Here is a 25,684-nt window from a genome sequence, read left to right on the forward strand (position 1 = left end):
AAAGATTGAATTCTAATCTTTTTGTGATACCATATGTTATGAGCCTGTAAATAAACATCATAATTTTCAGATAAATATATTTTCAAAAAAAAAATTACGTTAGACTATAAAGGGTGGGGTATTAATGGACTCACAAGTGATTTATGCCATTTTGGCATCTTTCATCACTGTACTCGTCGTTACTCCTTTAGTTATTAAATTAGCTTTTAAAATAGGAGCGACAGATAAGCCAAACGCACGTAAAGTGCACCAAAAGATTATGCCTCGTCTTGGCGGGTTAGCAATCTTTATCGGTGTAGCTGTAGGATTTGTTGTTGGCGGCTTATATGAGCAAAGAATGTTATCGATAACGCTAGGTGCGATTATCATTGTAATCATCGGAATTTTAGATGATATGTACGAGTTATCTGCGAGAGTAAAATTCGGTGGACAACTGTTAGTTGCCATTATGATTGTAAAAAGTGGATTATTAGTGCAAGTATTATATATCCCATTCCTTGGGGATACTGAACTTGGATGGCTTGCTTATCCAATTACAGTATTTTGGCTTGTAGGTATTACGAATGCAATCAACTTAATTGACGGCTTAGATGGATTATCTGCGGGGATTTCATCTATCGTACTTGCAACGCTAGCATATATGGCCTTCACTAGTCCATGGGGTACTGGAACAGCTATTATATTGCCACTTGCATTAATTATATTAGCAAGTACAATTGGATTTTTATTCTACAACTTCCATCCAGCAAAAATTTTCATGGGAGATACAGGAGCACTATTTTTAGGATACTGTATTTCTGTTATATCGTTACTTGGATTATACAAAAGTGTAACGTTATTCAGTTTTATCGTTCCAATTATCATTTTAGGTGTACCTATATTTGATACGATATTTGCAATCATCCGTCGTATCGTAAATAAAAAACCTATTTCAGCACCAGATAAATCGCATTTACATCACCGCTTACTTGCAATGGGATTCTCTCATCGCAAAACGGTACTAATTATATACGCATTCGGTATTTTCTTTAGTGTAAATGCCATTATTTTCACTAGTGCAACATTATGGTTATCCATTATTCTTCTTTTCGCTTTGATTTTCTTCACAGAAATCATTGCTGAAATAATCGGGCTTGTACATGAACGCTACAAACCAATTATTTCCTTTTATAAAAAAGTGAAAAAACGCGAAGACTAATTGTAGTATAGCCTTTACCATTATGAAATATTCAAATAGCATCCTCTTTCTTATAAGAGGATGCTATTTTTTATTCCTTATTTTATATTTCCAAAATATAGATTGTTTGAGAGTTCCTCTATTGGAGAAAGATATACATAATAAGAAACGTATCAAGTTTTCTTTTTACATCTTGATTGTCAAACTGAGGGTGAATGTTATGATCAAGCGAGTATTGCAATGTATTATTTTATTTTTGACCATTACTATGTACGCATCATCTAATACTGAAGCAACAACTGTTATTCCTGCTGAATATCATCCAAATACTGAAACGACCTCTCCTACACAAAAAATTGCGTACTTAACATTTGATGACGGGCCAAACAAATATACTACACAAATTTTAAACATCTTAAAAGAAAAGAACGGAAAAGCAACTTTCTTTGTTATTGGCGGAAAAGTGCCACATTACACAAAAACGATGCAAAGATTAATTAAAGAAGGACATTATATCGGTCTCCACAGCATGTCACATGATGTAAAACGCCTTTACACTGGTGACCCTTCCACTTTAATTGCAGAAATGGAGCAAACACAAAGCATTGTCCAGCAAGTTACGAAATTAAATACACATCTCGTTCGCGTTCCATATGGTAGTATGCCTTACTTAAAAAAGAATTACCGTGACGCACTTGTATCGGCCCAGTATAAAATGTGGGATTGGACAATCGATACATACGACTGGAAAAGCTATGACAATCCTTCTGCCATACTCGAAAGAGTACGTAATCAAAGTGATGAACAAGTAGAAGTCATTTTAATGCATGATTCGAGTGTAACCGTACAAATACTGCCAAAAGTAATTGATTATTTACAGTCACAAGGATACAAACTTCTTCCCTATAATCCTTCTTCTCATCTCAAGGTAAATTTTTGGAAAGACACAAGATTGTAACAGCTTTAGTGCCTATGTGCTAAAGCTGTTTTATTTTTCTCTTCCCACCCTTCCCGTTTTTGTGTAAAATTTTAAATAGTGATGAAGTTTCGAGGTGAATAGAAATGAAACGAATAGATCTCATTTTTAACGCAATACAAAAAGGCAATTATACAGAAGGTGTAACCGCATCAGAACTCGCTACCTTTCTGCAACTAGATCGCGCCAATGTAAGTAGCGACTTAAACAAACTTGTAAAAGATAAACGTTTATTAAAAACAAATACGCGTCCCGTTCGTTTTTATATAGAAACGAACGCTTTGTTGGAAACGCATTCAAAAGAAGTGACTTCATTAGATACATTTGCAATTGAAAATACAAGCCTTAAAATCGCAATTGAAAAAGCGAAAGCTTCTATGCTCTATCCTCCAAACGGTATGCATACTTTACTGCTCGGAGAAACAGGAGTCGGAAAGTCTATGTTTGCTTCTTTAATGCACGAATATGCAATTGAAGTTGAACAACTTCCTAAAAATGCACCATTTATCGTCTTTAACTGCGCTGATTATGCAAATAATCCACAGCTACTACTTGGACAGTTATTTGGAATTAAAAAAGGAGCTTACACAGGTGCAAGTGATCAAAAAGGGTTAATTGAAAAAGCTCATGAAGGGATTCTCTTCTTAGATGAAGTACATCGCCTGCCTCCAGAAGGCCAAGAAATGCTTTTCACCTTTATTGACCGCGGAGTATATCGCCGCCTTGGAGAAACAGAAAACGAGCGTAAAGCACAAGTATTAATCATTACTGCAACAACAGAAGAACCAAATTCATTTTTATTAAAAACATTTACAAGACGTATACCGATGACTATCACGCTGCCACCACTTCGTGAGCGTACACATAAAGAGCGCTTTGCTTTACTACAACTATTTTTTACAAATGAAGCAATTCGTCTGCGAAAAGAAATTCACGTTAGTCCGAATGCAATGCGTGCTTTCGTCTTTTACAATTGTCCCAATAACATCGGTCAATTAAAAACGGATGTACAGATCGCCTGTGCGAAAGCCTATTCTGAATTCGTAACAAAGAAACGTGATTCTGTCTATGTTTCAAGTACAGACTTACCTTGGTATATGAAAGAGGGGCTGTTCATCGAAAGAAAGAGCCGTCACTTATACCAAATACCAAATGAAACGTTTGTATTTACAGGTGATGAAGGTTGGAGTAATCATAAAACAGAAGATGAAAAACGCTCTTCTATTTACGATTATATTGATTATAAATACGAAGAACTTCAAGCACGCGGTATTGAAGAGGAAGAATTAGAATTACTAATAGAAAATGATGTTCAAAGCTTTTTCGTACAATATTTTAACCAAATATCAAAAAAAACAAGCCATGAAAATGTTTTTAAAATTGTGGATCGTAATATCGTTTCCGTATGTGAAAAAATAGCGGAACTTGCGGAAAAGCATTTATCTAAGACGTTTGATGAAAAAGTATTTCTCGCTTTAAGTTTACATGTACAGACAACTCTACAACGTTTACAAAGCGGCAAACAAATACATCACCCACAATTAAATCAAATTCGTACGAAATATAAAAAAGCCTTTTCCGTAGCTATGCAAGGCATTCAACTACTGGAAGAAGAGTTACAAATAACAATGCCTATTGATGAAGCTGGCTTTTTAACAATGTTCTTCGTTGTTGATCCAATTCCTGCCTCACAAACAGAAGTAAAAGTATTAATATTAGCACACGGTAATGGCATCGCAACTGAAATGGCAAACGTTGCAAACGAACTTCTCGGCATTGAGGAAGTAACCGGTATTGATATGCCGTTACATGAATCACCGAAAGATTTCTTGGAACGTGTGAAAGTATATATGAAAACACTACAAAATGTAAATGGGCTTCTCTTACTTGTCGATATGGGGTCACTTGCTTATATCGGTGACATATTAGAAACGGAGTTCAAAATCCCTGTACGTGTTCTCTCGATGACGAGCACACCACATGCACTAGAAGCAGCTCGAAAAGCTCAGCTCGGTTATTCATTAGATGCGCTGTATGAAACAGTAAAAAATTTAACACCATTTTACTTAAACGTACAAGAAGAAAAGAAAAAACCTCTCTCTCCAATGAAATCTGTTATTTTAACAGCTTGTTTAACTGGTGAAGGAAGTGCTTTAGCTATTCAAAAAATGTTAGAGAACTATTTACGATTTGATAAAGACTTAATTGAAATTATTCCGATTAGTATCGTCCATGAAAAAGATTTAACGAAAATGATCGAGAACATAAAAAAAGAGCGTAACATCATTTGTATCGTCACGAATTTCGATGTGCAAGTGCCGTGCTTAACATATCATTTCCAAGACATCGTAAACTACACAGCGATTCAGCCCATTCAAGAATTAATTACGTATGAAGAAACATATGCAAAAATGGCGGATATTCTTGAACAACAAATGCAGCGTAACGATGGGGCATTACTTATCAAAACAATTCGTTACGCATTAAATACAATTCAAGAATTAATTTCCTTACAGCTAACTCCTGATAGCTTAATGGGTGTTATTCTGCATATGAGCTGTATGGTTGACCGTCTTCAAAAAGGAGAAAGCCTTCTTCCTCACCCTGATAAAGAGAAAAGAAGACAAGATGAATACTGGATGTATATGAAAGTAAAAAAAGCATTGCAACCAATTGAAAATACATTTGAAATACAAATACCTGATGACGAAGTATTTTACGTTATGGACTTCTTTATTAAAAATCAGCCTGCGAAAAATTAATCGAGGCAGTTTTTAAAAATATCGACCGTAACGCGAGTTATATCAGCGATTTTCAAAATATATCGCTTTACCGACAATAATCACTAAAACTAGCACCTTATATTAAGAAGAAAAGGCTGTTCCAACATATGGACAGCCTTTTCCTCTATTTCTTTACTTTTCTAACTCGCCCTCTTATTTCTCCTCTTTTTTGTGATTTCGTATGAACATTAACATATACATTTGCTTGAATAATTTCTTGAAGTAAATGTACAAATGATTTCCCTTGTAAAGGTCCCTCAAAATCCTCCACATTCACTACACCAGTAATGCTTCCCTCGTTCAAGCTAATCCCTTGCTCCAGTGGACCATACAAATAGAAAACAACAGGACCAATTTGAGTAGACTTCCCTAAATGAATTTGACACGATGTAACCTTTTCTATATTTTTTAGTATTACTCTGTAATGCAATTTCGTTAAATCATCACTAAAAATAAACTCTGCTACCCCAAAAGCTTCTGTATTTACAGGAGGCACTTCCCTCTTACCTGTTAACCTGGCAAAGAAATGTGTTGTCATAAGGCATTCTCCTTATATAAATTTCCCAGCACTACTTCTACTACTTTATGGTTTAGACATAATCATTTATGACTTTTTCAATTTTAATTACAAAGAAAAGATTCACAAAATCTTTACATTAAAATCGTTCCTATAGATTGAACGTCTCTTGTATAATGCACATAGAAAAACATTATAGGAGGTTATTTTGAAAAAAAACAAACACACCTTTCACACATTATTAGAGATTTTTCTCGTCTCATTTAAATTAGGACTTACTTCATTCGGCGGTCCTGTCGCTCATCTCGGCTATTTCCACCACGAATACGTGCAAAAAAGAAAATGGATGAATGAACGAAGCTATGGAGATTTAGTAGCATTATGTCAATTCCTTCCTGGTCCTGCCAGCAGTCAAGTCGGTATGGGGGTTGGATTATTACGGGGCGGGCTATTAGGAGCTATTATTTCATGGATTGGATTCACTTTACCGTCTGTGCTTGTTTTGGTTTTCTTCGCCTCATTCCTTAATCAGTTCGATCTTGGAAGTGCTGGCTGGATTCATGGACTAAAACTTGTAGCAGTCGCTATTGTCGCTCATGCCATATGGGGAATGGCGCGGAAGTTAACTCCAGATCGAAATCGTGCAACGATTGCGATTGTAACTGCCGCAATCGCCTTATTATGGCCAAGTAGTTGGACACAAGTCATCCTCATTATAATATGTGGCTTTATCGGCTGGTTTTTATATCGCAACCAACCAATTAGCCAATCTCAAAATATAAAAGTACCTATTTCAAAAAAGATAGCAGTTTCTTGTCTCGTCTTATTCTTTGGACTATTACTACTGCTACCAATATTAAGACCGTTCTCTTATTACATCGCTTTATTTGATAGTTTCTATCGCTCTGGCGCACTTGTATTTGGAGGAGGACATGTCGTGCTGCCTCTTCTTGAAGGTGAGTTCGTACAAAACGGAATGATGACGAAAGAACAGTTCCTAGCTGGATACGGATTAACACAAGCAGTACCAGGACCACTATTTACATTCGCTTCTTATATAGGAGCAGTGTTAAACGGGACGCTTGGGGCAATACTCGCAACAATTGCGATTTTCCTCCCTGCTTTCTTACTCGTTATTGGTGTTTTACCATTTTGGAACAGTGTAAGAAAAATATCTTTCATACAAGGCGCACTACTTGGAGTCAATGCCGCTGTTGTCGGTATTTTAATTGCCGCTTTTTATGACCCTATTTGGACAAGCACAATTATGAACGCTGTAGATTTTGTTTTTGCGTCTCTTCTATTTTGCTTGCTCGCTTTTTGGAAAACACCACCTTGGGTTATCGTTATACTTGGAGCCTTTGGCGGATATGTTCTGTCCATTTTATAAATAGAAAAAACGACGGCTATACCATGCCGTCGTTTTTTCTATTAAAACTTTACAAGCTCTATTCCTTCTGGCAACTCACTCTCTGTTAAAATACGCAATTCCTTCACACGATCCATTACGTAAGAAGAACGCTTCACAAGCTCTGGATCAATATAAGCTGGATGAACCATAATTTCTACCGTTTGTTCACCTTGTACTCTTTCTTTTAACTTCACAAAGTAATCTTCCGTCACACCATCTGCGTAAAAGTCACTGTAAAACACATCAGAAAATGGATGCACCGCTCTATCTTCCTCACAACGACGAATTGGAACATTATATGTAGCCGCTAATCTCTCAAGAACATCGTGTAAGATCGGTAATCCGTGTACATGATGATGACTATCTAAATGAGTTGGTGTTAATCCGTAAGATAAAAACTTCTCAATTTGAGCAGTCCATTCTCTCTCAACTTCTTCTGGATTTATATTCCCTTCCCTTACAACACTTTGTTTATGAAACGACCCGTTTGCCCCTACGAGTGACGGTACATCCTTTAACAGTGGTTCCCCTGCTGTTAATACGAGATGTACGCCTACTCCGAGTAGGTTGTACTCTTTCGCTAAGCGTACCGCATGCTCTGTTCCTGGCATATTCATCATCATCGTCGTTGAATTTACAAGTCCATTTATATGTCCATCAATAATGCCATAATTTGTACCTTCTGTAAGACCGAAATCATCTGCATTTACAATTAACTTAATCATCATAATACCTCCTAATAAAGTGAAACTTTAATCAGTGGGGGGTTTTCTCCCCCCCACTGATTATTAGTTGAACCAATCGGACTTTTATGGGCAGTTGATCCCCCACCTAATTTCTTTGTTTTCGCTGAATTTTGAGGTAGTGGTCTTACTGCCCATTAAAGTGGGATAGAATAAAAAAAGCGGGCTAAATAGCGCCGCTTTATTTCTCTACCTTTTTAAAGAATTGCGGAAGATATTCTTTATGTGCTTCCAACATTTCATCTAAAATTTGTTTTGCAACTTTATCTGATGGTACAAGTGGATTAATTGTCATAGCAAGCAGCGCCTTATGATAATCCCCTGTAACAGCAGCTTCAATTGTTGTGCGCTCGAATGATTTAATTTGTTGTACTAAACCGCGAACTGGTACTGGAAGATCTCCAACTGCAATTGGTTTTGGGCCTTCTTTCGTAATAATACAGTTCACTTCAACAGCTGAATCATGTGGTAAGCTTGCAATTGTTCCGTTGTTTCGTGTATTAACAGGCTGGATATCACCTTTATTATTGTAGATAGACGTAATTAAGCTACATGCTGCATCACTATAATAAGCTCCGCCACGTTTTTCTAATTGTGGTGGTTTAATATCTAAGTTCGGGTCTTTATATAACTCGAATAAATCATTTTCTAATTGTTTTACTACTTCTGCACGTGTACCTTTTTCAATTGAAGCTTCTTTCTCTTCTTCTAACATTTCACGTGTTTTGTAGTAGTAACGATGGTATGGACATGGAATTGCACGAAGGCCACGAATAAAGTCTGGTTCCCAGTTAAGCGCTGCGATATTTTCCATCGTAATTTGCTTTTCTGGATCTGTCACAAGCTCTAACACACGATCCATTACACTTACGCCATCTAAGTATACATCTAGTCCGTATACCATATGATTTAAACCTGCGAAATCAACGTGAACACGACTCGCATCTACTTCAAGTAACTTTGCAAGACCCATACGGATTCCGATTGGAACGTTACATAGACCAACTACTCTTTGAATATTTGTATAACGAAGAACAGCTTCTGTTACCATACCAGCTGGGTTTGCAAAGTTAATTAACCATGCATTCGGACAAAGCTCCTCCATATCCTTACAAATATCTAAAATAACAGGAATCGTTCTCAGCGCTTTGAATAAACCACCAGGACCATTCGTTTCCTGACCGATTACATCATATTTTAATGGGATTGCTTCATCTTTTGCACGTGCTTCTAATAAACCAACACGAAGCTGCGTCGTTACGAAATCAGCATCCTTTAATGCCTCGCGGCGATCAAGCGTTAAATGTACCTCGATTGGTAAACCAGATTTTTTTACCATACGTTTCGCTAAGTTACCAACGATTTCTAACTTTTCTTTTCCTGCCTCAATATCTACTAACCAAATTTCACGAACAGGAAGCTCATCATAACGCTTAATAAATCCTTCAATTAACTCTGGTGTATAACTAGATCCACCGCCGATTGTAGCAATTTTAATTCCAGTCATGCTTTATTCCCCTTTCGCTTCTAACTTTTTATAAAGATCGATAAACTCTGCCGCTAATTCTTTTACTGTAATCGCATTCATTAAATGATCTTGTGCGTGAATTAAGAGAACACTAACCGCTGTTTTTTCTCCTCTTGCTTCTGATTGTATGAGCTCTGTTTGGAAATGATGCGCTTCATTGATCGCTTCTTTCGCCTTTACCATCGCTTCATCAGCCTCTGCCATTTTCCCCTGTTTGGCAAATTGAATTGCCTCCATTGCAAAGCTGCGTGCGTTACCACTATTTAAAATCAATTGGAATGGAATTTGTTCTGCTGTAGTCATCATAATTACCGTCCTCTCTATAAGGTTCAACCGATTGAAATACCCCTTCAGTTTGAACATTTCTATTAAATTATTATTTTATGAATGATAGTTTGGTGTTCTTGTAGATGAGTATCATCTTTTTGAACATGATATAAAGGTAATTGTTCTCACAGATCATGTTGTCTGTGAGAACAATTATTATGTTACATAGGTACAGAGTTGTTATTTCCTTGAGCTGCTTTCTCAGTACGGATAACTGAACGATCGCATGCGACAACGAATGGGAAGTAAATCGCCATTGCAACAACAAAGTTGAATAATTGTAAAATCGCACCAGAAGGATGTAAACCTGTTACAAGATACCCACTAATAATTGGTGGAACGTTCCATGGAACCATCGCTACTGTTTTTGGTACCCATCCTAAGTAAATTGCTGTATAAGATGTAATAACTAACACAACAGGTGTTAATACGAACGGGATGAATAAAATTGGATTTAATACGATTGGTGTACCAAAGATTACTGGTTCGTTAATGTTAAATGCACCAGGTCCAATTGATAGACGAGATACACCGCGTAATTGTGCACTTTTCGCTACAATTAATACAACTACTAAGAATGCTAATGTTGCACCAGAACCACCAAGATATACGAAAGTATCAAAGAATGGTTTTGTAACAATGTTTGGAACATCAAATGCAGATGTACCATCTTGGAATAACTTAATATTTTTCTCTAATGCTGGTAAATAAAGTGGCTCAATAATACCACCAACAATATTTGGACCATGTAAACCGAAGAACCAAAGTACATGTACTAATAACGCAATAAAGATTGCACTTGGTAACGTACCCGCTAACCCTTGTAATGGAACTTGTAATGTATTAAAGATATACTCATGAACACTTGTACCTGCTAGTTTTACTGCTAATTGAATACCTGCTACACCTGTTAAAATTACAAATGCCGGAACTAATGCAGCGAAAGATTTCATTACTGCTGGTGGTACACCGTCAGGCATTTTAATTGTAATGTTTCTTTGAACAAAGAAGCGGAATATCTCCGTTACGAGTATGGAGACAATAAGTGAAACGAACAAACCCTGTGCGCCTGTCCAAAGCATATTTATTCCAGCTTCTTTTGGTGTTGTTGGTGTAAGAATAATTAATGCACCAAACGAAATAATACCTGCTGACAATCCATCAACACCATAAGATTTTGCTAGGTTATAACTTATGGTAACCGCCACCATCAGAGCTAATACCCCGAAGGACCCTGTCCACATACCAGCACCAATTTGTGTCCAAGTTTCACCGAATAAATCTTTCATAAAACCTTGGAATGCTGGAATTGGTAAACCATTAACTAGTACTGCCATCGAACCAACTAAAATAAGTGGCATAACTGCAATAAATCCATCTCGGATCGCAGCTAAGTGACGTTGCGATCCGATTTTACCAGCAATCGGAACCATGTACTTCTCCATAAATGCAATAAACTTTTGCATTTTACTTCCCCCCTAATTATTTTTTTAGTGTTAATGCGTGATCTAAAACTGCTTCTCCATTCATCATGCCGTAGTGCATTGGATTGATAACGTCGATTCCAACGTTTTTCTCGTCAGCAAGCGTTTTCATTGAAGAGAGCATGTAACGAACTTGTGGTCCTAGTAATAACACATCTGCTTGGTCGATATTGTTTTTTACTGCATCCCCAGATACAGCCCAAATCTTTCCTTCTAAACCGCGAGCTTTTGCAGCCGCTTCCATTTTTGTAACTAGTAAACTTGTAGACATCCCTGCTGAGCAACATAATAAAATATTCATTTGAAAATCCCCCTTGTGTAGTATAAAAAATTTATGTTTTATTTATTTTTCTTTACGCTATTTATTAATGCAATTAGCGTGCCAACTTTTTAAAAGCACTAAAATCAGTGCTTTTTCGAGCATTTTCTTTGTGTGTTAACGCTTTCAATTAGTGTGTCGTCTAAAAAACACACAGTGTGTTATAAAACAACACGCTTTTAACACATAACTGTATGAAAATAGATTAGTGTTTAGTTGTCTAGTTGTGTTTAAAACAAAAAAACACTAAAAAAATTTTTTTAGCGTGAAACTCTATTAAAAAAACTCCTCTATCTATTGTCCAAGCAAACTCTACTAAATTACATAGAATAGAATAAAATAACAGAATTCGAAAGGGGATTCCTATGCCAAAACATAGAAAACAAAGCAAAATAAAGATTTATAGAATAACAAGCTATAAAAAAGACAAGCGTTCTGAATTAGACTCTGACAAATTTGAACTTGAACAGCAGGAGGTAGAAGATAAGCAGGACAAGCAAGTACAATCGGAAAATGTAGTCATAGTACCCACAGATTCACACAACTTAGATATATGGGATGAAATTTCTCTAAAGGAAATACAAGCTGGTGAACATACAAATTTATTTGTGGAACAAAGTAATTATCAAAATATTAATTTGTTACAAGTTAGCGATATCCGTTTATATTTGGACAAGCAACTACAATTCAGTTCCGTCGATGAGCAAATTTATCATGAAGCACTTGTACATCCAATTATGTCAAAAGTAATTGATCCAAAACGTGTTCTCATATTAGGCGGTGGCGATGGTCTTGCCCTGCGAGAAGTTTTAAAATATGAAACTGTACTACATGTAGACCTTGTTGACTTAGATGGATCGATGATTGATATGGCTCGTAATGTTCCTGAATTAGTTTCTTTAAACAAAAGTGCATTTTTTGATAATCGTGTAAATACACACGTATGTGATGCAAAAGAATTTTTAAGCTCTCCTTCCTCTTTATACGATGTAATCATTATTGATTTCCCAGACCCAGCGACAGAGTTGTTAAGTACTTTATATACAAGCGAACTTTTTGCTCGTATAGCTACATTCTTAACAGAAGACGGCGCGTTCGTCTGCCAATCTAATTCACCCGCTGATGCACCACTAGTATATTGGAGTATTGGTAAAACAATTGAACATGCGGGATTAACTGTGAAAAGTTATCATACAATCGTTCCTTCTTTCGGAACTGACTGGGGATTTCATATTGCCACTAATTCTGCCTATGTACTCGATCAAATTGAGCAATTATACGTAGTACCAACTCCTCGAACATTGCCTTCTCTTCTTTTTCCTTTATTTCAATTTAAAGAAGAACATCTAGAACAACGTAACCTCGCTCTTTTAAATTCAGAATCAAATCTTATCTTACACCAATGTTACAAAAAGGAAATGGAGTTTTGACGATATCACAGGAAGGAGTGCTACCTTATGAAATATTCTACTTTCGGTAAGCATATAATAGTAGATTTGTGGGGAGTGGATTTTTCCCTATTAGATGATATGTACTTTTTAGAACATCATTTAGTTAACGCTGCTGATCAATCTGGTGCCCACGTTTTAAACGTAAGTACAAAAGAATTTGATCCGCATGGTGTTACTATTTTAGTTTTACTATCAGAAAGCCACCTTTCTATTCACACTTATCCAGAAAAAAACTTTGCAGCCATCGACTGTTATACTTGCGGTACGACCGTTGAACCGCAAATAGCGATTGATTATATCGTAAGTATATTAAAACCAAATGAGATGCATATAAAAAAACTAATTCGTGGTATAGGAGAGATTGTAAATACTGATTAAATACCGCTCTTATTCATTTGTAAAAAGGAGGAGTGTAAATACCATCAGTGGAACGAACATTCCACTGATGGTACAGACACATACATAAAGTGAAACTTTAATTAGTGGGGGTTTTGTTCATCTCCCACTAATTATTAGTTGAACCAATCGGGCCTTTACGGACAGTTAAGCTCCCTCCTAACTTCCTTGCTCCAGCCACATTTTGAGGTGGGAGTTTTACTGCCCGTTAATGCGGGATAAAAAAACCTTGCATACGCAAGGTTCATTCAGTCACTGACATCTTCCTATATAATTCTACAAATTCACTCGCTAATTCCTTCACCGTAATCGCATTCATTAAATGATCTTGCGCGTGCACCATCAGAAGGGTAACTTCAGTCTTTTCACCACCAGCTTCTTTCTGTATGAGATCCGTTTGTACACGGTGCGCCTCTTTTAATTCCTCTAACGCTTCTTGTAATTTCGCTTCTGCTTCTGTAAACTCCCCACGCTTCGCGCAATCAATTGCTTCCATTGAACAACTTCTCGCATTTCCCCCATGCAAGATTAAGTGAAAGGCCTTCGTTTCTATCGTATCCATTTTAGTTCTTTACTCCCCCTTTTCTTCCGCCACTTTTTGTTTATCCCATATTTTTAAGAACGGTAAATAAATGAAGAATGCAAGCGCAAAGTTAACAAGTTGTAAAACAACACCTGAAAGTTTCCCGCCCGATCCTAAATATCCACTAAATAGAATTGGTGTCGTCCAAGGAACAGCAGCACCGCTCGGACGAGCAACTAATCCCCATTCCATTGCAAAGTAAGAAACAATTGTTAACACAACTGGAACCAATATAAATGGAATTAATAAAATTGGATTCATGACAATCGGCATCCCAAAAGTTACCATCTCATTAATATTAAATATACCAGGCGCAATTGACAATCTACCTATACTTTTTAATTGCTGACTTCGGGCAAATAATAACATCCCTACAACTAAAGCAAGTGTCGCACCAGATCCGCCCATATAAATCCATAAATCAAAAAACTGTGCAGTAATCGTATTTGGTATATCTTGACCCGCTTGGTAAGCAATTCGGTTTTGATCCATTAACGACAACCAAACCGGACTCATTACACCACCAACAATAGTAGCTCCATGAATTCCACATGACCAAAGAACATGAACGAGAATAACTGCTATTATTGCGCCCCAAAGACTAGCACCAAGTACACTAAGTGGCTCCTGTAAAATTTGTCCTACAATATTATGGATACTGCCAAAAGAAGTATTTTCTATAATTAAGCGTAAAATCCAAATAACTGTTACAACAATAAATCCTGGAACAAGTGCCGCAAATGAACGCGTGACAGCTGGTGGAACTGTCTCTGGCATCTTTATAATTATCTTTTTTTGTACAATAAATCGATAAAGTTCAGTAGATATAAGTGCAATAATCATTGCTACAAATAACCCTTGGCTTCCCATTAATACAGCTGGGATAGCGCCTTCTACAAGTACACTCTCTTTTGTACTTGGTATAATATATGCAACTTGGAATGGAGTCGCAAGTAAAAACGTCACAAGCGACAATGCCCCGGATGCTAAAGCATCCACTTTATAATACTCTCCAAGCCTGTAAGCGATTCCAAAAACAGCTATTAAAGCCATTATATTAAAAGTTGCACTAACTGGATAGCCTAAAGCTCTCTGCCAATTCTCCCCAAACAAACCTGCCATAAACTCGTTATATCCCGGTATCGGTAGCGCACTAATAATAAGGAAAAATGATCCAATAATTAAGAACGGCATCGTTAAAATAATTCCATCTCGAATCGCTTGTAAATGCCTCTGCTCTGCAACCTTCCCCGCTATCGGCATCACATACTTCTCTAAAAACCGTATCATCTATCCCACTCTCCTCATGGTTTCATTGACAAAGCTGCTTGCAAGATAGCTTCTCCATTACAAAGTCCGTAATGAACGGATTGAATGACATCAACAGGTATCCCTTTATCCTTACATAATTCTTTCATCTTCGGTAATAAATAACGTACTTGTGGTCCAAGTAAAAGTACATCGGCTTTATCAATATGGCTATTTACTTCAGAACCTGATACAGCCCAAATCTTTACCTCTATTCCTCTTGCCTCTGCTGCTTTCTCCATCTTTGTAACAATCAAACTGGAAGACATTCCCGCTGCACAGCAAAGCAAAATATTCATTCCGCTTCCCTCCCCCTTTTATTAAGCCTAAGTTATGGTGCATCCCTTGCCACCACTAGTTTACAAATATATATGTCTAGATTTCCTGCTGTATGCCGAGCTTAAAAACAAAAATTTCTTGGTTTTCACGCTATTCCATTTATCCGTATTCTCCTAGTAAAGAGGACTCTAACTCGCTATAATGATTCAGTATGAATTTTTTTAATTGATAGGAGGATATATTTATGAAGGCATATCGCTTTCCACTTATTTTATTATCTTCTATCCTAATTGGTGGTTTCATTGGTTATTTCATGGGTGCCGATGCAGTTGCTTTAAAGCCGCTTGGTGATATTTTCTTAAACTTAATGTTTACGATTGTTGTACCTTTAGTGTTCTTTAGCATCGCATCGTCTATTGCTAATATGGATGGATTAAAACGTTTCGGTAAAATTATGTCTAGTATGGCTGGGACTTTCTTATTTACAAGTATTTTAGCTGCTATTTTTATGATTATTGTCGTGAAAGTATTCCCGCCAGCACAAGGTGTTGTACTAGAACTAACACAACCTGACAAAGCCGGCAAAGCTGTTAGTGTTGCAGATCAAATCGTCGGTATTTTAACAGTATCTGACTTCTCTAAATTACTATCTCGTGAAAATATGTTAGCTCTTATTTTCTTCTCTATTTTAATGGGGATTGCAACTTCAGCAGTTGGCGAAAAAGGAAAGCCATTCGCTACATTCCTACAAGCTGGTGCAGAAATTTCAATGAAAGTTGTATCTTTCATTATGTACTACGCTCCAATCGGACTTGCTGCTTACTTCGCAGCATTAGTTGGTGAATTCGGACCACAACTTCTTGGAACTTACTTCCGAGCAGCAATGGTATACTATCCAGCGTCTCTCATTTACTTCTTTGTATTCTTTACGTTCTATGCATATCTTGCAGGCCGTAAGCAAGGTGTACAAATATTTTGGAAGAACATGGTCTCTCCTACAGTTACATCACTTGCAACTTGTAGTAGTGCTGCTAGTATTCCAGCGAACTTGGAAGCAACGAAGAAAATGGGTATCTCTTCTGACGTTCGTGAAACAGTTGTCCTTCTTGGATCTACACTTCATAAAGACGGATCTGTTTTAGGCGGCGTATTAAAAATTGCTTTCTTATTCGGTATTTTCAACATGGAATTCGAAGGACCGAAAACATTAGCAATCGCACTTGTTGTTTCTCTATTAGTAGGAACAGTAATGGGCGCTATTCCCGGCGGCGGTATGATTGGTGAAATGTTAATCGTTTCTCTATACGGCTTCCCGCCAGAAGCATTACCAATTATCGCGGCAATTAGTACAATCATCGATCCTCCTGCAACGATGTTAAACGTAACAGCAGATAACGCTTGTGCGGTAATGACAGCTCGCCTTGTAGAAGGTAAGAATTGGATCAAAAACAAATTTGCTTAATAGATAGAAAGAGGATGCTCGTTTAGAGCATCCTCTTTTTGTCGTTATTTGTTGATAAGTTGATATCTCCTCTCGCCACAAATTTGTTACAATCTTCACAAATATTCCACACTCATTATCCATTCTCCGTACTATAATCATGTATGGAAAAGGAGTTGGACATAATGACACAAAGCGCACCAGAATTTAAAGTTTTGCAAAGCATTGCATTCCTTGCTGTCGTTTTGCAAAGTTCGTTATTATATACAATGAATCAAGGAAATGTCTTACTTGAGCAATCTCTCATTATGGGCATGCTATTTAATCTTGCAAAATTCTCAGCACCTGCATTCATATTTATCGTTGGATTTCATTTAATTCGTCACTATACAAAGCAATTAGTATACAAAGAATATATTTCTGAAAAAGCCGCACATTTACTCATTCCTTATTTCTTCTGGTCTATTCTTTACTTATTAACAACAAACGATATGATTACATTACAAGGCGGAATAAAAAGTGTATTACTCGGAACGGCTGCACCTCATCTTTGGTACGTAATTATGATGTTCCAAATTCACTTATTGTTCCCTTTGCTGTGCACACTATTTTATTGGTTTCAAAAACGAACAGAAAATAAAAAAGATATATAAATATATGACTATCTTTGCTTGCCTATATTTCCTCTTAATGTGGTATTCTTCGCACTACATTTTTAATGGAGAGAAATTGACTAGCTCAACCATTTTACATTATACAGATCGTTCCTTCTTCTTCTACTCGTTCTATTTCGTCATGGGAGGAATCGCTGCTGTAGCACTAAAAACATGGCGGCTATTCGTCATGAAACATATCCCGCTTATCACAATCTTATTTTTCATCTTATTTTTATTCATCAATTATGAGTTATTTAGTTTTTACGGCGCAAACTCTATTCATTTAACTGTTTCTACCTATTTAAAACCATCTATGTTTTTATATATCGTATGCGAAATTATCATACTGTATGTGTTATCTATTATGATAGTACAGCGTCGTGGTTTCTTATATAAAACGTTACGTTTCATTGGAAATTACACGTATGGTGCTTATTTAGCTCATTTATTCTTCTTGCAACTATGCACAAAACTTCTTTCCTTATTCACGCTGCAAGAAAATACTATATTATATAGCCTATTACTATTTGTATTAACGGCCATTACCTCTATTTCAACAATGGTCATTTGTAGTACAATACCATTTCACACTTGGATTACAGGTCCTTCTCCTACAACTAAGATGAAATGGACGAAGGTTGTATTCCGAAAAAATCATAGAAAACTATTCAAACCATATATTTGATATAATAATACGCATATAAAAAAGAAAGCGAGAGACACCTATGATTAATCAAGTTGGACAAATTATGCTATATGTAAATGACCAAGACGAAACAGTACAATTTTGGATAGAAAAAGTAGAATTCCAAATCATTGCGGATGAAAATAACGGAAACGGATTCCGCTGGATTGAAATTGCGCCGGCGAAAGAAGCAGGAACAAGCATCGTCCTTCACGATAAAGCGTTAATTGCGAAGATGCAACCTGAATTAAACTTAGGTACTCCTTCACTTATGTTCTTCTCTAATAACTTAGATCAACTGTATAAAGATCTTTCTGAGAAAAATGTCACAGTTGGACAGATTGTAGATTTACCTACTGGCAGAGAATTTAACTTTGCTGATAATGAAAATAATTACTTTGCAGTAATGGAACGTAAATAAAAAAGAAGCTATCCGAAAAAATCGGATAGCTTCTTTCATTTTAAGAAACTTGTTCTGCATTCGTTTCTCTATGCTGTATATGACTCGTGACCCAAGCAATGCCACCGGCAACAACGAGATAACATAACAATATTAAAATTTGCATTTGTAATTGCGACCAATCTCCTAAAGAGATAACATCTTGTAATCCTCTAAGAGAATGGGACATTGGGAGAAACTGTCCAATTTTGCTAAGAACAGCTATGTTTAATTCTCCTGGGAAAGTACCTCCGCTCGTCGCTAATTGCAGGACAAGAAGCGTTACCGCTAAGAACTTTCCAACAAGACCAAATACTGTGACTAACATAAGAATAAATGTCATGAACGTAAAGGAAATCACAATACTTGATAAAACAAAAAGTGGCACACTTGCGACTTCTAATTTCATAACACCTAGCACAACTACATCTACGAGTAGCGCTTGAATAAGTCCAATTAAATATACCAATCCTAGTTTATTAATAAAATGTACGGTTCCACTTACCTTCATATTTTGTCTGCGGCCAAGCGGTAAAATATTCGATGCCATAATTCCGCCAACATAAAATGCAAGTGATAAGAAATATGGTGCAATGCCTGAACCGTAGTTAGGAACGTCAGAAACTGTTGACTTCACTAACTGAACTGGCTCTGAGAACATCGTATTGCGTGCATCATCATTACGAACATCCGCTATCTTCTCTGCGCCCTCTCCTAATTTCGTAGAAAGTTCTTTCGCACCATCGTCAAGTTTAACAAGTCCGTTCGTTAACTGATTAGCACCATGATTCAGCTCTGTTCCGCCACTCGCAAGTTGATTGACACCTTCTTGTAATGATGTAAATCCATTTCCCCACTTCGTAAATCCATCAGCCAAATTCGATGCACCATCTGCTATCTTTTTCGTTCCAGCAGTAGCTTCATTTAACTTAACTCCGAATGTATTCATACCTTCTTCAATCTTATGTTGACCGTCAGTAAGCTTCTTCGCACCTTGTGTCAATTGTTGTTGGCTATTATTTAAAGTACTTGTTGCTTTAGCTAGTCCATTAGACGTAGCAACAATTTTTTGAAAAGCGGGATCTTGCTGCACTTCTGGATGATTTTTCACGTACTCTTCTAATTGTTGTTTTATACTATTAGCCGCACCATCCGCTTTTACTTGGCCTTCAGCAAGCTTCTCACTTCCGCTCACCCATTCATTTGTACCAGCACTTAATTCACTAACTCCTGATTGTAACGTTTTTTCACCTTGTGCTAATAACTCCATACCACTATGAAGTGATGTCGCTCCTTGACTCAGCTCATTTGCTCCCCCCGTTAAGGCAGATTGACTGGATGCAAGTTTTTCACTTCCTTCTTTCAATTTCGATGTCCCACTACTTAAACGATCAATACCATCCGCAAGCTGATTCGCTCCATTTTTTGCATCGGTCGTTCCTTCATGTAACTTCTCAGCACCATTACTTGCATCACTCAATCCTTGTGCCAAATCTTGAAACTTTGAAAAGACGCCTTCTGTATAAGATTTCGTAATACTGTTTGAGATTTTTGTTTTCATATTTTCAACAGCTGTCGTTCCAATTTGAGCCGCTACAAAGTTTTTCCCTGGATTTACTTTGTACTGCAACGTTGCCGGCTCTGGTTTCTCATCCATAAGTGTACTTACCTTTTTAGAGAAATCTTCCGGAATCGTAACAACCATATAATATTTATCTTCTTTTAACCCTTCATCAGCATTTTTTTCTGATACGAAATGAAAAGCCAATTCCTTATTCTCTTTTAAATTTTTAACAAAATCGTCTCCTGCATGAATTGTTTTTTCATCCATCGCAGCACCCTTATCTAAATTCACAACCGCAACAGGTAATTTATCTAATTTTCCATACGGATCCCAATATCCAGCCAAGAAGAATCCTGAATAAATTAACGGAACGATTAATAAAAAAATTAAAGCGATACGTCCATGTTTATGGTGCCACATCGCTTTCCAATCTTTAAATATAAGTTGAATTCCTTTCATGAAACATACTCCTTCTCCTAATTTAACACCATTAGAATGGTTTAACAGATTTACTATACACGTCACTTTCCATACTGTATAATACATCTTTAATTATCAATTCATTCCTTTTGGTCTATAGAAAGGAGATTCGAAATGGAACTGCTCCAGTTAAAATACTTTCAGACAGTTGCACGACTAGAACATATGACAAAGGCAGCTGAAGAATTGCATATCGCGCAACCTTCACTCAGCAAAACAATTGCTAGACTCGAAAAGGATTTAGGCGTCCCTTTATTTGATCGCCAAGGCCGACAGATTACTTTAAATTCTTTCGGAAAAGTATTTTTAAAACGGGTAGAACGTATTTTTCATGAATTAAGTGAAGGGGAACGAGAAATTAAAGATTTAGCCGAATTACAACAAAGCTCTATTACACTGGCCGTTTCTATTCCGAGAATATTACCAGAACTACTTGGCTCTTTTTTACTAGAACATCCTAACGTTCGATTCCAACAATTTCTTGCATCCACTCCTTCTATGAAACGACAACTAGATAATATAGAAATTGACTTTTGTATCTCCTCTGTACCAATTGAAGGTGAGGAGATTGTTTGGGAACCACTTATTACAGAAGAAATTTTCTTAGTCGTCCCTTCAGACCATCGTTTATCAGGCCGAGAAAATATCCACCTGCATGAAGTAAAAGACGAACCATTTATTAGTATGAACACTGGCTATGGATTTCGGCACTTAACGGATGCATTTTGTAAAGAAGCTGGTTTCACTCCGCATATTGCTTTTGAAGTAGATGAACCGACCGTGATTAGCGACCTCATTAAGCAAGGTCTCGGCATCGCTTTTGTTCCAAGTTTAACTTTATTAAAAAACTCTGCTTTAGCATCAAGCAAATTGCGTATTATTGAACCCACTTGTCAGCGAACTATCGGTTTAAGTTGGTCGAAAAAACGCTACTTATCAAAAACAGCTCAGCAATTCCGTGAATTCGTGATTGATTACTTCTCCAACATTAGGACGTAAGATTATATCAACAAATAAAAGTTGCCACCCTCATATGGTGGCAACTTTTATTGTTCACTCTTTTTTAATTCCATTTCAGCTAAAAGTGGTAGTACATTATCAAAAATATGCGTATTATTATTTTCACCTGTTACATATCCACCGTAATATCTACTAAATACGTTATCATTTCGGAATGTGGCCATATGATTATACAATTCTTTCGCAAACTTTGTATCACCTGTTTGTAGTACGTACAAAATCGTTAATCCGTATGCGGCTGGCGATTCATAATTCACAGTTTGTTTTCCCGTTTCTAAATTGTAACGACCGTATAGCTTTCCATCCTCCTGGAATTTCTTCTTTATAAATTCTAAATAAGCAGCTGATGAAAGACCACCTAAACTTCGATGATATGCAACGTACGATTGGTCAATAAGATTCACTTCTTTATCGTACGTAAATGTACCATCTTCTTTATACTCTTTTGGGAATGCCCAGCCATGCCTTGGATAATCCGCTAAAAACTGAACGACTTCCTGATATTGCTGAGCAGAAACTTTGCCGTACTTCTTCATATAGGAGAATGCACGCGGATTTATGTATGATGTTGTTACAAAATTATTTTGTTTCCCTGCATCTGCATCATAATAATCAACATAATAATTATTTTTTTTATTATAACGAAGTACAGCATCACTTAATTGATCGGCAACGTTTTTATAACGCTCTTCCTCATACATTTCATAAGCACGATATAATTGTTCTATAATACGAAGATCATCTATAAGTGCATTTGTAGCTGACTGCCTCTCTCCCTTTTCAGAGAGTTTCCATAAAACGATATGATTCTTATATACGAAATTATCTTGAATAACCTTTACTTGCTCATCAAATAACGCCTGATCATCTTTATCAAGTGTATATTGTAACCATAATCCCGCCGATTCTGATAAAGCTTCACGTCCCTTGGCTTCACCCGTACCTGCCTTAGTATCTACTAAACGATACGTGGCAAGCGTTCCATTGTCATTCACCATATGTCTTAAAATAAAATTTTCTGTACGGTTTCCTTGTAAAGCTGACCAAAATACAATTCCACCTAAAGCGATTAAGAAGATAACCCCAATCCCTATATATAAACGTTTCCGCAATCTTTTCACCTCCCTAGTAAGGCTAACCTTAATTTTATCAGAACATACATAAATTTAAAAAAGACAATCTATTAGATTGTCTCCCGCATTTCTACCCCTCGCAAACCCCTTTAGAAGGTTTATATAGCGATTGTACAAGTCGATCATATTCACGACGTGTAATCTCTTTATTATATAACTTCAATAATAAATCTCTATGCTCTTTTGAAAATGCCATCTTTTTAATGACTTCAGGATACATAAAACACCCTCTCCATTTCACATAAACTTCTTTTCCGAAAAACAGAACTTATGTTCGCATAAAAGATTATAAAAGATTCCTGTGCAAAAAACAAACAAAATATAAGCAACTACTTATTTCTTTCTATTCAAAATATTACAACATTATATTATCATATTCACTTTTTAAATACATATATATTTTTGGTAGTTTTTTTGAATAAATCTTCCAATTCAATCAGAAAATAATGGCAAAAAAGAAGAGGAGTTTACATATGGATACGGTAACATTAGCAAGAGCATTTTTTGGTTCTTCATTAGCATTCCACATTATCTTTGCAACACTTGGCGTTGGGCTTTCATTGATGATTTTTATAAGCGAAATACTCTATCACTGGAAGAAAGACTCCGACTATGCCATTATGGCGAAAAGATGGACAAAGGCGTTTGCTATTCTTCTCGGTGTAGCAATTCCAACTGGAACAATTGTCGGTGTGCAAATCTCACTTCTTTGGCCTGGTTTTGCCAAAATTGTTGGACAAGTTATTTCTGTTCCCTTCCAAATTGAGATTTTCGCCTTCTTTTTGGAGGCTTTATTCATGTCGATTTACGTATATGCAGCCGATAAACTTCCTCCATTTATGAGATTAATCTCGCTATTTTTCGTCATGCTTGGTGCCACGGCATCCGCCGTTCTTATTACATCAGCAAATACATGGATGAATACACCAGCAGGTTTTTCAATGAATCCAGACGGATCTGTTTTTAACGTTGATCCGTGGAAAGCTTTCTTTAATCCGAGTTTTGGCACAAGTGCATTCCATGTCGTTATTACGGCTTATGCAACTGGTGCGGCTGTCATTGCTTCTATCGCTGGATTTAAATTATTGAAGAAAAATTTAAGTACACGTGAAATTGCTTATCATAAAAAAGGGCTACTATTAGGGCTCGTCGTTACATTTATTACAGGCGCTACGATGTGGCTTTCAGGACATGAATCAGCGATTGCCTTACATAAACACTCACCTGAAAAACTTGCATCTGCTGAAGCTTTATTTGAAACGACATCACACGCACCGTTATCCATTGGCGGAGTTGTGGATCCTAATACACTTGAACTAAACTATGCACTTGAAATTCCAAACATGCTTAGCTTATTAGTGGGACTAGACCCTAGCACTGTCGTAAAAGGTCTAAACGAATTTCCACAAGAAACATGGCCACCATTTTATACACATACTCTTTTCAACTTAATGGTCGGCACTGCTGCGTTTACCTTTGCTGTTGCAGCAATTGCGCTCTTATATTGGTACTTCGTTTATCGAAAAAAAGGAACAGAACTACCGAAGTGGCTACTTTGGGGGACTGCCGCATGCGGACCAATTATGATGCTCGGTATTGAATTCGGATGGATTTTCAGTTGTAGCGGTCGTCAGCCATGGACAATTTATGGTATGCAACGTACAGTCGATGCATCTACACGCGCTGATTTCGTCGGTCCTTTATTTGTTTTGTTCATCATTTTATATATTGGACTCGCTATTTTAACAGTCATTGTTCTACGGACATTCTTTAGAAGACATCCATTAAAGAATGATTTACAACACCAAGGAGGCGATTCTCGTGCATGAGGAAAGTATTGCAATCATCATCTTATGGGCCCTTATTTTCGTATACAGTATATTAGGGTCTATCGATTTTGGAGCTGGTTTTTGGGGCATGGTATACGCAAAACATCCAACGCTCGCTGCCAAACTTGCGAATCGGTACTTATCACCAACTTGGGAAGTAACAAATACGTTTCTCGTTTTCGTCGTTGTCGCATTTCTCGGCTTCTTTCCGAAAGCGGCCTTTACTCTTGCGACAGTAATGTTCGTACCAGTTATGTTAATTTTAGTGCTCATTGCAGTACGTAGTACATTTATGGTATTTGCTTACTCCTTGCCAAAATATCAATACCTTCTTCGGGTTATTTCAGGTATTACCGGTCTATTAATTCCAGCACTATTAATTACCGTTTTACCCGTTACAGAGGGAGCCTATATTACAATGTCTGAAGGAAAAGAAGTACTCCTATATGGAAAACTTCTTTCTAGCCCGGTTATCTACTGTTATATGCTCTTCGGACTAACGTCTGAACTATTTCTCTCCTCTCTCTTTCTTGCTGATTTTTCGAGAGAACAAAGTTCAGAAGATACGTATAGAATTTATAGAAGAAATGCCATCATCCTTGGTCCTGCAACGCTCGTCACGGCAATTATTGCCCTCGTTGTAATGGATCCAGAAACACATTGGCTTATGCAAGGATTAATAAAGCAATTCCCGTGGTTTACAGTTTCTATTGTTTTATTCGTTATCGGATACTCGTCCCTTTGGTGGACAAACAAAAAGTACAATACACTAGGATACCCTCGCATTGCCGTTTTAGCTGTCGTCGCTCAATATGCATTTGCAAGCTATGCTTACGGGGTCGCGCATTTACCGTATATTATTTATCCTGACGTAACTGTATTTACAAGCTTTACAACGAAAGAAACGTTCTATGCACTGCTCATTCTATACGCAATTGGAATCGCAATTTTACTACCTGGATTTATTTTCTTCTGGAATTTATTCTTAAAAGATCGTACTTTTTTGAAGGAAAAATAATATAACCTTGGAGTCTGTTCCAAAAGGCATTTTGGGATAGACTCCTTTTGTCATGTTTTGTCGTTAAATCGATATATTTTAATAACCGCTAATATATTTTGAGTTGCGCCGATATATTTCAATAATCGCTGATATAT

Annotated in this window: 23 protein-coding genes and 1 pseudogene; 12 read left to right on the plus strand and 12 right to left on the minus strand. The window is 36.8% G+C overall.

All coding sequences use genetic code 11. From position 1 onward, the window contains the following. The first annotated feature begins 124 nt into the window (after positions 1-124). From F3I02_RS32765 to F3I02_RS32775, 3 genes are all read left to right on the plus strand, one after another. Entirely contained in the window at positions 125-1,198 is a 1,074-nt protein-coding gene (locus F3I02_RS32765) for a glycosyltransferase family 4 protein (RefSeq protein WP_000378319.1), read from the plus strand. 199 nt (positions 1,199-1,397) lie between these two features. Next, positions 1,398-2,135 (plus strand): polysaccharide deacetylase family protein, encoded by a 738-nt coding sequence (locus F3I02_RS32770; protein WP_000597185.1) that lies wholly within the window; start codon positions 1,398-1,400, stop codon positions 2,133-2,135. Between the two features lie 104 nt (positions 2,136-2,239). Continuing rightward, positions 2,240-4,915, plus strand: coding sequence for a sigma-54-dependent transcriptional regulator (locus tag F3I02_RS32775; RefSeq protein WP_196478819.1), 2,676 nt, complete (start codon positions 2,240-2,242; stop codon positions 4,913-4,915). A 145-nt stretch (positions 4,916-5,060) separates the two neighbouring features. Here F3I02_RS32775 and exsM read toward each other — a convergent pair whose 3' ends face one another. Continuing rightward, positions 5,061-5,474 carry an exosporium regulatory protein ExsM gene (exsM, locus tag F3I02_RS32780; RefSeq protein ID WP_000207045.1) on the minus strand — a complete coding sequence of 138 codons (414 nt, stop codon included), beginning with the start codon at positions 5,472-5,474 and terminating at the stop codon, positions 5,061-5,063. 187 nt (positions 5,475-5,661) lie between these two features. Here exsM and F3I02_RS32785 point away from each other — a divergent pair, with 187 nt between their 5' ends. Beyond that, positions 5,662-6,843, plus strand: a complete 1,182-nt coding sequence (locus F3I02_RS32785) for a chromate transporter (protein WP_196478820.1) — start codon at positions 5,662-5,664, stop codon at positions 6,841-6,843. Between the two features lie 41 nt (positions 6,844-6,884). Here F3I02_RS32785 and chbG read toward each other — a convergent pair whose 3' ends face one another. The 5 genes from chbG to F3I02_RS32810 all read right to left on the minus strand — a co-directional run bounded on the left by chbG (position 6,885) and on the right by F3I02_RS32810 (position 11,247). Next, the gene (chbG, locus tag F3I02_RS32790; RefSeq protein WP_046946620.1) at positions 6,885-7,589 is read right to left on the minus strand and encodes a chitin disaccharide deacetylase; all 705 of its coding nucleotides are present in this window, start codon (positions 7,587-7,589) and stop codon (positions 6,885-6,887) included. A gap of 199 nt (positions 7,590-7,788) precedes the next feature. Then, complete coding sequence (gene celF / locus F3I02_RS32795; RefSeq protein WP_000145747.1) at positions 7,789-9,114, minus strand: 6-phospho-beta-glucosidase; 1,326 nt, start codon at positions 9,112-9,114, stop codon at positions 7,789-7,791. A 3-nt stretch (positions 9,115-9,117) separates the two neighbouring features. Continuing rightward, positions 9,118-9,441, minus strand: a complete 324-nt coding sequence (locus tag F3I02_RS32800; protein ID WP_000989046.1) for a PTS lactose/cellobiose transporter subunit IIA — start codon at positions 9,439-9,441, stop codon at positions 9,118-9,120. A 182-nt stretch (positions 9,442-9,623) separates the two neighbouring features. After that, positions 9,624-10,928, minus strand: coding sequence for a PTS cellobiose transporter subunit IIC (celB, locus tag F3I02_RS32805; RefSeq protein WP_046946619.1), 1,305 nt, complete (start codon positions 10,926-10,928; stop codon positions 9,624-9,626). Positions 10,929-10,944: 16 nt separating this feature from the next. Next, complete coding sequence (locus F3I02_RS32810; protein WP_001023563.1) at positions 10,945-11,247, minus strand: PTS sugar transporter subunit IIB; 303 nt, start codon at positions 11,245-11,247, stop codon at positions 10,945-10,947. Positions 11,248-11,630: 383 nt separating this feature from the next. Between F3I02_RS32810 and F3I02_RS32815 the strand changes: the two genes are divergently transcribed. After that, positions 11,631-12,695, plus strand: coding sequence for a polyamine aminopropyltransferase (locus tag F3I02_RS32815; RefSeq protein ID WP_046946618.1), 1,065 nt, complete (start codon positions 11,631-11,633; stop codon positions 12,693-12,695). A gap of 27 nt (positions 12,696-12,722) precedes the next feature. Next, positions 12,723-13,094 (plus strand): adenosylmethionine decarboxylase, encoded by a 372-nt coding sequence (gene speD / locus F3I02_RS32820; RefSeq protein WP_089148627.1) that lies wholly within the window; start codon positions 12,723-12,725, stop codon positions 13,092-13,094. A 262-nt stretch (positions 13,095-13,356) separates the two neighbouring features. Here the strand turns inward: speD and F3I02_RS32825 are convergent, their stop codons facing one another. From F3I02_RS32825 to F3I02_RS32835, 3 genes are read right to left on the minus strand one after another with little or no spacing between them, the layout of a single operon-like run. Next, entirely contained in the window at positions 13,357-13,674 is a 318-nt protein-coding gene (locus F3I02_RS32825; protein WP_000379638.1) for a PTS sugar transporter subunit IIA, read from the minus strand. A 9-nt stretch (positions 13,675-13,683) separates the two neighbouring features. After that, positions 13,684-14,985 carry a PTS cellobiose transporter subunit IIC gene (celB, locus tag F3I02_RS32830; protein ID WP_196478821.1) on the minus strand — a complete coding sequence of 434 codons (1,302 nt, stop codon included), beginning with the start codon at positions 14,983-14,985 and terminating at the stop codon, positions 13,684-13,686. 14 nt (positions 14,986-14,999) lie between these two features. After that, positions 15,000-15,302, minus strand: coding sequence for a PTS sugar transporter subunit IIB (locus F3I02_RS32835; RefSeq protein ID WP_001023543.1), 303 nt, complete (start codon positions 15,300-15,302; stop codon positions 15,000-15,002). 224 nt (positions 15,303-15,526) lie between these two features. Between F3I02_RS32835 and F3I02_RS32840 the strand changes: the two genes are divergently transcribed. From F3I02_RS32840 to F3I02_RS32850, 3 genes and pseudogenes are all read left to right on the plus strand, one after another. Then, positions 15,527-16,744: a dicarboxylate/amino acid:cation symporter gene (locus F3I02_RS32840; RefSeq protein WP_016079716.1), complete on the plus strand. Its 1,218-nt coding sequence runs from the start codon at positions 15,527-15,529 to the stop codon at positions 16,742-16,744. A 164-nt stretch (positions 16,745-16,908) separates the two neighbouring features. Next, positions 16,909-18,064 (plus strand): annotated as a pseudogene (locus tag F3I02_RS32845) (acyltransferase). Between the two features lie 40 nt (positions 18,065-18,104). Next, entirely contained in the window at positions 18,105-18,485 is a 381-nt protein-coding gene (locus F3I02_RS32850) for a VOC family protein (RefSeq protein ID WP_196478822.1), read from the plus strand. A 40-nt stretch (positions 18,486-18,525) separates the two neighbouring features. Here the strand turns inward: F3I02_RS32850 and F3I02_RS32855 are convergent, their stop codons facing one another. Continuing rightward, on the minus strand, positions 18,526-20,526 hold the full coding sequence (locus F3I02_RS32855; RefSeq protein WP_074593724.1) for a YhgE/Pip domain-containing protein: 2,001 nt from the start codon (positions 20,524-20,526) through the stop codon (positions 18,526-18,528). A gap of 135 nt (positions 20,527-20,661) precedes the next feature. Here F3I02_RS32855 and F3I02_RS32860 point away from each other — a divergent pair, with 135 nt between their 5' ends. After that, positions 20,662-21,546, plus strand: a complete 885-nt coding sequence (locus F3I02_RS32860; RefSeq protein ID WP_061884763.1) for a LysR family transcriptional regulator — start codon at positions 20,662-20,664, stop codon at positions 21,544-21,546. A 47-nt stretch (positions 21,547-21,593) separates the two neighbouring features. On the opposite strand, the gene F3I02_RS32865 is transcribed toward F3I02_RS32860, so the two are convergent. Next, on the minus strand, positions 21,594-22,679 hold the full coding sequence (locus F3I02_RS32865) for a transcriptional regulator (protein WP_196478823.1): 1,086 nt from the start codon (positions 22,677-22,679) through the stop codon (positions 21,594-21,596). 91 nt (positions 22,680-22,770) lie between these two features. Continuing rightward, the gene (locus F3I02_RS32870) at positions 22,771-22,920 is read right to left on the minus strand and encodes a hypothetical protein (RefSeq protein WP_000283182.1); all 150 of its coding nucleotides are present in this window, start codon (positions 22,918-22,920) and stop codon (positions 22,771-22,773) included. 253 nt (positions 22,921-23,173) lie between these two features. Between F3I02_RS32870 and cydA the strand changes: the two genes are divergently transcribed. Together cydA and F3I02_RS32880 are read left to right on the plus strand one after the other, a co-directional pair. Then, positions 23,174-24,529 (plus strand): cytochrome ubiquinol oxidase subunit I, encoded by a 1,356-nt coding sequence (gene cydA, locus F3I02_RS32875; protein WP_046946617.1) that lies wholly within the window; start codon positions 23,174-23,176, stop codon positions 24,527-24,529. Continuing rightward, a complete protein-coding gene (locus F3I02_RS32880; protein WP_000544169.1) occupies positions 24,522-25,547 on the plus strand; it encodes a cytochrome d ubiquinol oxidase subunit II in 1,026 nt (341 codons plus the stop codon). The genes cydA and F3I02_RS32880 overlap by 8 nt, the downstream gene beginning before the upstream one ends. Positions 25,548-25,684: the final 137 nt, after the last annotated feature.

Source organism: Bacillus sp. SRB3LM (genome assembly GCF_015712745.1).
Taxonomy (GTDB): domain Bacteria; phylum Bacillota; class Bacilli; order Bacillales; family Bacillaceae_G; genus Bacillus_A; species Bacillus_A thuringiensis_K.